Here is a 12,568-nt window from a genome sequence, read left to right as displayed (position 1 = left end):
TGTTACACTTTATTCTGTTTTATTTCATCTACAATTCCCGGATCAAGCAGCGTTGTAGTATCGCCAAGATTTTCCGTTTCTCCTTCAGCAATTTTCCTGAGAATGCGACGCATTATTTTTCCACTTCTTGTTTTTGGTAAACCATTTACAAATTGAATTTTATCTGGTTTAGCAATAGGTCCGATTATTCTTGCTACAGTTTCGAGAATATCGTTCTTTGCACGTTCATCTTCGTGAGTATTTTTTTCTGTAATAACAAAAGCATAAATGCCTTGCCCTTTTATATTGTGAGGAAAACCTACAACAGCGCTTTCAACAACATTCGTATGCATGTTAATAGCGTTCTCAACTTCGGCGGTTCCTATGCGGTGGCCGCTTACATTCAAAACGTCGTCTACCCTTCCCGTTATCCTATAGTTTCCGTCTTTATCTTTTAATGCACCATCACCTGTGAAGTACAAATTTTCATAAGAAGCAAAATAGTTGGTGCGGCAGCGTTCATGATCGCCATAAGTAGTTCTTAAAATGCCGGGCCAGGGAGCTTTAATGCAAAGATTACCTTTTAATAAACCATGCTCATCAGGTTCTGTTATTTCTTTTCCACGTTCATCTACCAGTACGGGTTGCACGCCAGGCATAGGTAAGGTCGCCCAGCTTGGTTTAGATGGAGTAACCCCAGCCAGGTTGGAAATTAAAATGCCACCGGTTTCGGTTTGCCACCAGGTATCTACCACAGGACAATTATGTTTTCCAATATTTTCATCATACCAATGCCATGCTTCTTCATTGATAGGCTCACCAACAGTACCCAATACTTTTAAAGATGAAAGATCTTTTCCTTTTAACGGATCCATTCCATAACTCATTAAACTTCTAATGGCAGTTGGCGCGGTGTACAAAATATTTACTTTGTATTTATCTACAATATCCCAGAACCTTCCTGCATCAGGATACGTAGGAATTCCTTCAAACATCACACTAGTAGCACCGGCACTTAGCGGACCATATAAAATATAACTATGGCCCGTTATCCAGCCGATGTCTGCTGTACAAAAATGTACTTCGCCGGGTTTATATTGAAAAACATTTACAAATGTGTAGCCTGTCCATACCATATAACCTCCACAAGTATGAACTACTCCTTTAGGTTTACCCGTTGATCCTGATGTATACAAAATAAAAAGTGGATCTTCTGCATCCATTTCTGTCGCAGGCATTGTTATCACGTTGTCCTTCTCAATTTGCGCTTCTGCATACTCCATTTCATCTTCCCACCAAATATCCCGACCTTTCAGCATCGAAACCGGCGTTCTTGTTCTCGTATAAACGATTACTTTTTTTACGGTCCGGTTACCAATTAACGCATCATCAATAATACTCTTTAAAGGAATAGCTTTGCCTCCCCGATAAGCGCCATCGCAGGTTACAATAAATTCTGCATTGGCATCGTACAAGCGGTCTGCAATACTTTGTGCAGAAAATCCGCCGAAGATTACACTGTGAATTGCACCTATTCTTGCGCAGCCTAAAACCGCGTAAGCCAGCTCGGGAACCATGCCCATATAGATGCAAACACGATCTCCCTTTTTTACACCATTGTTCAGCAACACTTGCGCAAACTGGCAAACTCTTTTATGCAATCTTGAATACGTAACAACCCTCGTTCTTTCTTCCGGGTTGTTAGGTTCCCAGATGATAGCTGGTTTTTCGCCCATCGTTTCAAGATGTCGGTCGATACAGTTTTCAGTAATGTTCAACTTAGCGCCCTTGAACCATTCAATCTTTGGTTCTTTAAAATTCCATTCAAGAACTTTATCCCATTTCTTACGCCAGAAAAAATTATCGGCAACATCGCCCCAGAACTTTTCAGGATTTTCAACACTTTCCTTATAGTTTTTTTGGTATTCTTCAAATGTTTTTATCTGATAAGGATATTCCATGATTGAAATGTTTTAAGGTTAATATTTAATTGGTTTATAAGTTAAAACGTTAATTAAAAGTTGATGGAACAAAATAAAATATCCGTTTGTTTACTCCGAATTCCCAAATCCTACTTTTTCCAATTCCTGCTTTTCTAATTCTTCTCTTTTCAACACTTCGGGAATAGCCGGAACCATCGCTTTGTAAACGGCATCTTCAATAGATCCTCTTATATTTAATCTATATAAATCTGTACTTCTTGTTGGATTCACACGATTACTTAAAAATACGTAAACCAAATCATATTTCGGATCGACCCAAATACAGGTACCCGTATAACCTGTATGCCCAAAAGTAAGTGGTGATGCAAACCTTGAAGGATAAGGATGAGGATCTGTTGTGGTGTAATTATCTTTTTCTGGTTTATCGAATGCAATGCCACGCCTGCTGATACTTGAATTATAAGCAGTAAATAATTTTAATGTTGAAGGCTTAATGTATTGTTTGCCATTAAAGCGCCCGCCATCTAAAAACATTTGCAGGATGGCTCCTATATCTTCTGCATTGCTGAATAAGCCTGCGTGGCCTGCATCTCCGCCAAACATGGCGCTTCCCTCATCATGAACATCTGCATGCAAATGTTGGTATCTGAAATATTGATCCACTTCTGTGGGAGCTACCAAATTGGTATCAAACCTGTTCCTGGGATTAAACCCTATGGAATGAAGCCCCATCGGTTTGTAGAAATATTTATCGACATACTTATTTATTCTCAACCCGGAAATAGCCTTGACAACATCCGCCATCAAAATGAAATCATTGTCGCTGTAAACATATTCATTACCAGGAAGAAGTTTGCTGTCAACAATGCTTTGGTTCATCGAATCCGCATAATCTCTTCGTAAATACAAATGCTCTGCAACTCTCACATTAAATTTAGCTGATGAGTCGGGACGGAAATATTGAGGCAGGGGCTTGCCCGTAACCGGATCAACCGTTTTCTTATAAAAAACAACATCAGCAACAAGGCCTGCCTGGTGAAGTAATATCTTTTTTATATTTAGATTTTTTTTGTCACTTTTTCTTACCCATGGCAGATAGGTCCCCAATGTTTTATCCAGTCGTAATTTGCCCTCGTCATACAATTTCATAACGCCCAGGGTAGTAGCGCAAATTTTTGTTACCGATGCCATATCATAAATTGAATTCAGATTGACAGGTTCCGGTGTATCGTAATTGTATTTACCATACGCTTTTTCAAAAACAATTTTTCCATGGCGGGCAATCAAAACCACGCAGCCCGGGTATGCATGTCCTTCAATTCCTGCTAAAGCAATTGAATCAATATTGCGTGTCATTTGCAAACCGTTTAAACCTTCTTGCCCAGGTGTTGCAAACGGCATGATGCTTTTTGGCAAAATTCCGCTTCCGTATTTATATGTTGAACAAACGGTAACGGGCAGGGTTCCTTTGGCAAGTATTTTTCCTTCAAGAATATCCGCTGCTGCATTTTGCGTAATTGAATCATCCTCATAACATGCAACGAGATTATCTGCATCACAAAAGTTTTTAAGTGCATAAGGATTTCCAAAGTCGAAAATGATTGCCTTATTGTTTTCCAGTATCTTATTTATTAAACTCAATGCATATCCGCTAATGCCAAAATTATTCCGTGGGTAGCGTGCATAATTGTGAACACCAATTACCACCGATTTATAGCGCTTTTTTATAAGTTCCACAGTAGATAAAATTCTTGTGCTGTCTTCTTTATAATTAAAATAAAAGAGATCTGCATTATAATCATCCTTCATTCTTTGTGCAAATGCATTGGCGCTGTCAATCCCAATTCCTACATAAGCAATGTCCCTGTCCGTGTTAAAAGGTGATAGAGGAAAAAAGCGTTTATCCTTATTTTTTAACAAGGTGATTGCATTATCGGCCACTAATTTCCTTACATCATCCACCCCAGAGTTCAGGTCTTTTACAAGATTAGTGGTGTCAATAGGTTTTGTGTGCGCAACTCCATACAAATATTTATATTCCAAAACTTTTTTACACTTTGCATATATATCGTTCCAGCTTAATTTATTGCTGTCAATTGCTTCCCTGATTTTTGCAATAGATGTTGCAACATCTTCAGGCAGGCAAAGCATATCATTGCCGGCAATCAGCGACTGCGCTGCAATCTGGCCACCAGGAAAGAACTTCGCAACACCCTTCATTCCCAAAGCATCGGTAAAAGTGAGACCGTTAAAATGCAGTTTATTTCTCAATAAACCTGTAACATTATTTTTAGATAAAGAAGTTGCTGTATTGGGCGTTGAATCAATTGCAGGAATGTATAAATGTGCAATCATTACACTTCCAACTCCTGCTTTAAACATCTGTTCAAATGGATATAATTCTAATGAATCCAATTGCTTCATACTTTTATTTATCACAGGAAGATCCAGGTGAGAATCAACGGAAACATCGCCGTGGCCGGGAAAATGTTTGGCACATGCCAGCACACCTTCGTTTTGCATAGCTTTCATATAAGTAACGCCATATTGGGCAACCTTATACTTATTTTCGCCAAAAGACCTGTCATTGATTACGGGATTATCAGGATTATTATTGATGTCAACTACTGGTGCAAAATTTACGTGTATGCCTTCCCGTTTGCATTGTTCAGCTACAACTTTACCATAAGCAGCCACGATAGAAGTGTCATTAACGGCACCTAACATCATTTGATGATTCAATGGAATAACACTATCCTGCCGCATTCCTAATCCCCATTCGCCGTCAATACAAACCATCAGGGGCGTTTTTGCAATGCTTTGAAAATAGTTGATGAAATTAGCCTGTTGTACCGGACCGCCCTGGAACAGGCAAATTCCGCCAATATCATATTTTGTAATGGCATCTGTAATTAAAGAATCGTAGTACACAGGCCCATCTTTAGTATAGCTGCTCTCCCGCAATACCATCAGTTGTGCAATTCTCTGGTCGTCGTTCAAAGTATTAAACACACTATCGGCCCAATGTTGAGCATGCATGTTTTTTTGTACTTGTGAAAATGTTGTGGTAGAAATTGAAATAAGAAACAAGCTGCTAAGAAGAAATTTTGTCATCAGGAGGTATATATTTTTTTAAGTAGGGCACAAGTTAAACAATTATGGTTTTTGACCGGTGCTACACAAGACATTTATATTTCCGGATGGTAAATTTGCCGTTAAACAATTCAAAACTTAAATTAAACACCCACAGATAATCCTTAATTTTACCGATTAAAAAAGAATAAAATTTTGGCTGATATTATTAATTTATTACCTGAAAATATTGCTAACCAAATAGCCGCCGGCGAGGTAATTCAGCGGCCTGCCAGTGCTGTGAAAGAATTGCTGGAAAATGCTGTGGACGCTGGTGCAACTGAAATAAAACTTTTTGTAAACGACGCAGGTAAGGCTTTGATTCAGGTTATTGATAACGGAAAAGGAATGAGCGAAACTGATGCCAGGATGAGCTTTGAGCGGCATGCAACTTCCAAAATAAAAAATATCGACGACCTCTTTCATATAAAGACAATGGGGTTTCGCGGCGAAGCGCTTGCAAGCATTGCCGGTGTAGCGCAAGTTGAATTAAAAACTAAAAAGCCCGGGGAAACTATAGGCACTTTTATCGAAATAGAAAACAGTGTGGTGATTACCCAGGAACCGGTAGCTACTCCTGAAGGAACCAATATTGCGATGAAAAATTTATTCTTTAATGTGCCTGCAAGAAGAAATTTTTTAAAAAGCAATGCTTCTGAATTAAGACATATTGTAGATGAATTTATTCGTGTGGCGATGGCTTTCCCTAACATTTTCTTTTCGCTTACCTCTAACGGACAGGAAATTTTTCACCTGGAGAGAGGATCTTTAAAACAAAGAATTATTCAAATATTGGGAAGTAACTATAATGCGAACCTGGTAAGTGTAAAAGAAGAAACGGATTACTTAAATATTTATGGTTTTGTGGGCAAACCTGAAACTGCAAAGAAAACAAGAGGTGATCAGTATTTTTTTGTAAATAATCGTTTTATAAAAAGCGCTTACCTTAATCATGCGGTGATGAATGCCTTCAGCGATATGATTGCGAAAGACAGTTTCCCGATGTACACTTTGTTTATTGACCTGGATCCTTCAAGGCTTGATATTAATGTACATCCCACCAAGCAGGAGATAAAATTTGAAGACGAAAAAATTATTTATGCATTTGTGCAATCTGCCGTAAAGCATGCGCTGGCGCAGTACAGCGTAACACCCACTTTGGATTTTGAATTAGATTCGTCTATCCAGCACACTGAGGCCGTTAGTCAGCCTTTCACTTCTGAAAAACAAAATTCAATTGCAGGCTCATCGTTATATAAAACGTTTACCCAAAAAAACCAGGCACATTTTATCAATAGTAAAAGTGACCTGGAGCAATGGGACACACCGAAAAATGTTGAACAAATATTAACGAAGCAACACGGCTTTCCACCAATACCGTCTTCCGAAAAGAGTAAACCTGCTGATACCTTTTCTACTTTTAACAGGCATGCAGATGCTGTTAAGCCTAATAAAAAGCCTTCTGCTGAAGAGTATGTGCAGGTGCATAAAGCTTTTATTATTGCGGAGAACGAAAATGGATTTATCGTAATTCACCAGCAAAATGCACATGAACGTATTTTGTATGAGCGCTTCGTATATGCCATGAAAGGTAAGCCTATCGCCATTCAAAGAAACCTTTTTCCTGTAACACTGGAAGTTACTCCTGCAGATGCCATTTTAATAAATGAATTGCTTCCCGACCTGAATGTATTGGGTTTCCAGGTAGAAGCGTTTGGCAAAAATACTTTTGTAATACAAGGTTCGCCTGCCGATGTAACCGACGGTAATGAAAAAGTTGCTTTGGAAAAAATGCTGGAACAATATAAGCACTTTAGCATGGACGTTAGTTTCAGTAAAAGAGAAAAATTATTGCGTTCGATGGCATGGCAGCAATCAGTAAAGGCGGGAACATTTCTGGACAAAAAAGAAATTACTTCTTTGGTTGAAGAATTGTTTGCCTGTGAAATTTGCAACACAACTCCTAACGGTAAGCCCGTGTTTTTGGAATTTAAAAAAGATGAGTTGGATAAGATGTTTGGAAGGTAGCCTCACCCTGGCGAATCCTCACTCCAACCCTCTCCGAGGAGAGGAAACTAGACTTATTACAACTTCAACTGGTTAGTTAACATTTCCTTTACTTCCCAAAAGTTTTATCTGTTACTTCTTTCCTGAACTCGAATATTTTTTCCAATTGCGATTTTACAATTAGAGAATTGGCGATATCACCCAGAAACCAGAAAGGAATTTTGTAGTGAACGATGTCGGTCATTTCTACTCCGCCATCCACTTCTTTAAAATGATGTTGATGATGCCAGAATGAATAAGGGCCATAACGTTGTTCGTCAATAAAATATTTCATGGGCACAACCTGCGTTATTTCGGTCATCCAATACAAAGGAATTCCTAATAAAGGCTTTACTGTATATTCTATTAATTCACCGGCATACATGGTATCACCATATTTTTCAGACAATATCTGAAAGCCAAGATGCGACGGGGTTATGGTTTTTAAATTTTCCGGGGATGAAAAAAATTCCCAGACTTTTTCGATCGACGCCGGAATAACCTGTACTTTTTTGAATTGGTAAACTTTGCTCATTTGAGGTATAACAAAGAAATAAAGATTTAGTTAAGATACTTTATAACCCTTCAATATAGAATAAAAAGTCGGAGTTCGAGGTTATTTGACAACTCGGGTACTTGAACTTTAAACAAGCTAAAAGGTTTATGAAGCCGGGACTCAAAAGCTAGCAGTAGATTTTTTTAACAGGTAGGCTTGATAATAACGGTTTACAAAATTAATATACCCACGCACTCTTGCATTGGTAAGTGCCGCTTGTTTCATTTTGGGAACTATCTTAAGTTTCCCACTACCAACTACCAAGCCCGTCACATCACAATTGTATTTTCTATAGTTTATTTTTTTATTATGTGGAAAAAATCCGTTTTTTCTTATCATATTGAGAATTCCTGGAACAAGGTTTTTGAAATCTTTTTTAGACGAAAAAACAATGTCATCAAGAAAGATAGTAAAAGTTATGCCACGGCCTTTTACAAATTCTTGTAAATTTCGTGCAGTCGCAGAAAAGGTAAGGTTTGCAATAGCAGGCGATGAGGGTGCACCTTGTGGCAAAGAACACTGATAGGTTGTGAGTTTTGTGATTATTCTCGCTACTTCCCAGGAAAATTTATTTTCCAAAAGTACGCGATGTACCTGCTTGTTTGAGATATTAGTGAAATATTTTTTTAAGTCTATTTTCAAAAAGAATATATTGTCTACATGTTGCAACGCATTTATAATATTATTCTTTCCCTGGACAGAACCATACATGCAATCAGGTAATTCAATTCGCTGAAGGTGATCGCGAATTTTGCCTTGAATAATTTTAAGTGAATGAACGGGTGGCATAAGATGCCTAAGTCTTATGCTACCATTCTCACCTTCCTGGTAGGTACCAAATTTCCTTTTAGGTCTAATTTTTTTATAATATAATTTTTGTGGGTTAGTAGTTATCTCTATAAGAAGGCGCTTATTTACACCAAGTTCTGAATATAATTGATAAAGACTCCGTATCATTAAAAAAACCAAGGTTTAGAACATCTGTGAAAAAATTAAAACCATGCTTCTTAAAATCTTTTGCATTGTTTTTAGCCACTTATTTTTGGGCTTTTTACTCTTAAGCGCGGTCATTACCATACTTAAAATTTCATGTTCCTTCTCCGAAAAAGAGCAATAGAACTTCGATTGAATGTTCCTAATGCCTTTTCTTAATCTTTTTTGATTAATCTTTTTCATAACTTAATTTTTAATTGTGTTTAACCGGCAGGAATCTTCCTGCCGCACGCAACAAAAACTATCAATTACATAAGCTCATTTAGAGAATTTCAACCTTGGTCTTATTTTTTTAAATTACGCGGCCAACGCAAGGCCGGCGTTACTGAAATATGCAATATGCTGCACTTTAACATTGTAATCGAAATGAAAAAGGAGGTTTAGAACAAATCAAAGAACTAATATAAAATTATATAAACCAGCAAAAATGGGCATTTCGAATTATGCACATTCGTTAATAAATTTTCTACCTTAATGGATGTTGAATATGACGAAAAAGATATTTTTATAGAACCCGTTTAGCACAAAACGTTCGACGGGAACGAGCATCACGGTTGCGATTCTTGTTACCCATAAAATATTAAGAAATAATAGAAGAGCAATTGCAGAATGAAAGATTTTTCTAGATCTAACAAAATTGTCACATATATGAAAAACGTATTTCATTACATTTATGAATTCGTTAGTTACTTGACTCAATGATTTCTTTCTTCCAATAATTGAATTTCCTTCTTATACTATCTTTACACCATGCCCCGCAACAATTATCAATTAGAAAAATTCAACAAAGAATATAACCGCCTGAATCCTCAGCAAAAGAAAGCGGTAGATACCATTGAAGGGCCGGTAATGGTTATTGCCGGTCCGGGCACGGGGAAGACGCAAATCCTTTCTGCACGCATTGGAAAAATATTGCTGGATACGGATACACAGCCACAAAATATTTTATGCTTAACTTATACGGATGCGGGTGTTATTGCCATGCGCAAACGCATTTTGGAGTTCATCGGCGCGGATGCTTACAAAGTAAACATTTATACTTTTCATGCTTTTTGTAATGATGTGATACAGGATAATCTCAACCTGTTTGAAAAGACAGCGCTTGATCCCGTTTCTGATTTGCAGCGCATTGATCTTTTCAAACAACTCATTGATTCATTCCCAAAAAATCATCCGCTGAAACGGTATCGCGGCGATGTCTATTACGAGATCAATAACCTGCAGTCTTTATTCAGCACTATGAAGCGGGAAGGCTGGTCGCCAGAATTTATTAATGAAAGAATTGATGCTTACGTTTCGTCTTTGCGTGACCGTGAGGAATACATTGCCAAACGTGCCACGAAAGATTTTAAGAAAGGAGATGTACGCATTGATAAGATTGAAGAAGAGATTGAAAAGATGGAAAGATTGAGTGCTGCGGTAAATGAGTTTACTAATTTTCAGCAGCTCATGCGCAAAAACAATTTGTATGATTTTGATGATATGATCAACTGGGTGATAAAAGCGTTTGAAGAAAATCCTAATTTGTTATTGCGTTACCAGGAACAGTTTCTTTACATTTTGGTGGATGAATACCAGGATACGAGCGGAACACAAAACCGGCTTGTTGAACTGCTCATTAATTATTGGGACAAGCCGAATGTATTTGTTGTTGGGGACGACGATCAAAGCATCTACCGTTTCCAGGGCGCTAACGTGGAAAACATGCTGGGCTTTGCCAATAGTTATAAAAATGATTTACTAACGGTGGTGCTTACAAGTAATTATCGTTCGGTACAATCTATACTCGATATTTCCAAAACTATTATTGATAAAAATAACGACCGGTTAATAAACCAAATGGATGGGTTAACTAAAGAGTTGCTTTCGTCTAACGAAAAAATAAAACATCTTACTCATAAACCCCTCGTTCATAATTATGAAACGCAGCGGCATGAAATGATTGGCATTACACAGCAGGTTGAGAAAATTTTAGCTGAAGGCATTGAACCGAAAAAGATCGGGATCATTTATAAAGAGAATAAATATGGCGAAGAATTGGCGCAATATTTCAAACTAAAAAAAATACCGTACTACAGTAAACGAAGTTTAAATATTCTCAACATTCCTTTTGCAAGAAAAATTATTTCCATTTTAAGATATCTTTCATTTGAACATGATATTCCTTACAGTGGCGACGAATTGCTATTTGAGATTTTACATTATGACTGGTTCAACATTCCACCGATTGAAATTGCAAGAGTAAGCATTGAAGTGGCAGACAAACAATTCACGAAGGATAAAACTTCCATCAGGAAATTATTGCACGAAAGAAGCAGGCAACCGGTTCGTGATTTGTTTACACAAGGGATGAATGAAGGTTTGAAAAAAGCGAGTGAGTCAATGGAACGCCTTATTGCTACTGTGACGAATGTAACCTTGCAGGGATTGTTTGAATGTATAGTTCGCGAAGCCGGCGTGTTGAGCTACATCATGAAAAGCGATGACAAAATATGGTTGTTGCAGGTCCTTACCGGCCTTTTTGATTTTATAAAAACAGAAACGCATCGCAATCCCAATCTCGATCTTAAACAATTGATGAAAGTGTTTGACCTGATGCAAAGCGAAGGTTTATCGCTTCCGTTAGTTGAGGTAAGCGGTAACGACAAAGGCGTGAATTTATTAACTGCTCACGGTTCAAAAGGCCTGGAGTTTGAATACGTTTTCTTTGCAGGATGTAATGCAAGTTTTTGGGAAAAGAAACGAAAACCTTCCGGTGGTTATAAATTTCCAGATAACATTTTTAACTCTGTCACAACAAACGATGGTGCCGCAGATGAAGAATTGCGCAGGCTTTTTTATGTTGCTCTCACCCGTGCTGAACAAAATTTATATATTTCTTATTGTTGCTTTAAAGATGATGGAAAAGAGTTAGAGCCATCTATGTTCATTGCGGAGATTTTAGACAATCACGAATTACAAACAGAAAAAATATTTATTGATGTGACCACGCAATCGGCTTTTCAAATTTTGCAATTGCAAAATGATCATCAACCTGAAATTGAGAAAATAGAAACAGAATATATCAATAGTTTGCTGGAAAGATTTGTGATGAATGTAACTGCGCTGAACAACTATTTGAAATGTCCGCTGGAGTTTTATTTTAAAAATCTTATTCGTATTCCTTCACCTAAGAATGAAGCGACGGAATTTGGCTCATCTGTTCATTATGCTTTGGAACAATTGTTTAAAAAAATGCAGGAGAATAGAAATGTTTTTCCGCCTAAAGAAGATTTTATAAAAGACTTTAACTGGTACATGCATCGCCACCGCGAAAGCTTTACCAAAGAACAGTTTGACAGACGGCTGGAATATGGCGATGAAGTTTTATCCAGCTATTATGATAAATATTTGCTTAGCTGGAACAAGATAGTTGCGCTGGAAAGAAGTATCAAAAACGTGGTTGTAAATGGCGTTCCGTTAAAAGGCAAATTAGATAAACTGGAATTCAACGGTAAAGAGGTGAATGTAGTAGATTATAAAACCGGCGATGTTGATAAAGCAAAAGATAAACTAAAACCACCACAGGAAAAGATTCCTAACGGTGGTGACTACTGGCGGCAAGCCGTTTTCTATAAAATATTACTCGACCACCATAACCGCGATTGGATAGCTGTAAGCAGTGAATTTGATTTTATTGAACCCGATAAAAAAAAGAATTACCGCAAAGAAAAAATTTATATCAACCCGGAAGATATTACCACCGTTACACAACAAATAAAAATGGTTTGGGATAAAGTTCAGCAACATGATTTTTATACGGGTTGCGGCAAACCTGATTGCCATTGGTGCGAGTTTGTAAAAACCAACAACATGGCGATTGCTTTGCATGAAGTAACTGAAGAACCCGAAGAAGAGATTTAGAATTATTTTAGGAACG

Annotated in this window: 7 protein-coding genes; 2 read left to right on the top strand and 5 right to left on the bottom strand. The window is 37.6% G+C overall.

All coding sequences use genetic code 11. The features are described from left to right. Positions 1-2: 2 nt before the first annotated feature. Both acs and FW778_RS11920 read right to left on the bottom strand, forming a co-directional pair. Positions 3-1,940 (bottom strand): acetate--CoA ligase, encoded by a 1,938-nt coding sequence (gene acs, locus FW778_RS11925; protein ID WP_150414927.1) that lies wholly within the window; start codon positions 1,938-1,940, stop codon positions 3-5. Positions 1,941-2,030: 90 nt separating this feature from the next. Next, the gene (locus tag FW778_RS11920) at positions 2,031-5,036 is read right to left on the bottom strand and encodes a glycoside hydrolase family 3 N-terminal domain-containing protein (RefSeq protein ID WP_150414926.1); all 3,006 of its coding nucleotides are present in this window, start codon (positions 5,034-5,036) and stop codon (positions 2,031-2,033) included. Between the two features lie 174 nt (positions 5,037-5,210). Between FW778_RS11920 and mutL the strand changes: the two genes are divergently transcribed. After that, on the top strand, positions 5,211-7,082 hold the full coding sequence (mutL, locus tag FW778_RS11915) for a DNA mismatch repair endonuclease MutL (RefSeq protein WP_150414925.1): 1,872 nt from the start codon (positions 5,211-5,213) through the stop codon (positions 7,080-7,082). 88 nt (positions 7,083-7,170) lie between these two features. Here mutL and FW778_RS11910 read toward each other — a convergent pair whose 3' ends face one another. The 3 genes from FW778_RS11910 to FW778_RS11900 all read right to left on the bottom strand — a co-directional run bounded on the left by FW778_RS11910 (position 7,171) and on the right by FW778_RS11900 (position 8,832). Beyond that, a complete protein-coding gene (locus tag FW778_RS11910; RefSeq protein ID WP_150414924.1) occupies positions 7,171-7,635 on the bottom strand; it encodes an SRPBCC family protein in 465 nt (154 codons plus the stop codon). A 141-nt stretch (positions 7,636-7,776) separates the two neighbouring features. Further along, positions 7,777-8,613, bottom strand: coding sequence for a reverse transcriptase family protein (locus tag FW778_RS11905; protein WP_150414923.1), 837 nt, complete (start codon positions 8,611-8,613; stop codon positions 7,777-7,779). Positions 8,614-8,628: 15 nt separating this feature from the next. Next, a complete protein-coding gene (locus FW778_RS11900; protein WP_150414922.1) occupies positions 8,629-8,832 on the bottom strand; it encodes a hypothetical protein in 204 nt (67 codons plus the stop codon). Between the two features lie 567 nt (positions 8,833-9,399). On the opposite strand from FW778_RS11900, the gene FW778_RS11895 reads away from it, so the two are divergent. Next, the gene (locus FW778_RS11895) at positions 9,400-12,552 is read left to right on the top strand and encodes an ATP-dependent helicase (RefSeq protein ID WP_150414921.1); all 3,153 of its coding nucleotides are present in this window, start codon (positions 9,400-9,402) and stop codon (positions 12,550-12,552) included. The last annotated feature ends 16 nt before the right edge of the window (positions 12,553-12,568 follow it).

Source organism: Ginsengibacter hankyongi (assembly GCF_008710285.1).
Classification (GTDB): Bacteria; Bacteroidota; Bacteroidia; order Chitinophagales; family Chitinophagaceae; genus Ginsengibacter; species Ginsengibacter hankyongi.
Note: the sequence above shows the minus strand (reverse complement) of the source record. Positions and strands in the feature narration are given on the sequence as shown.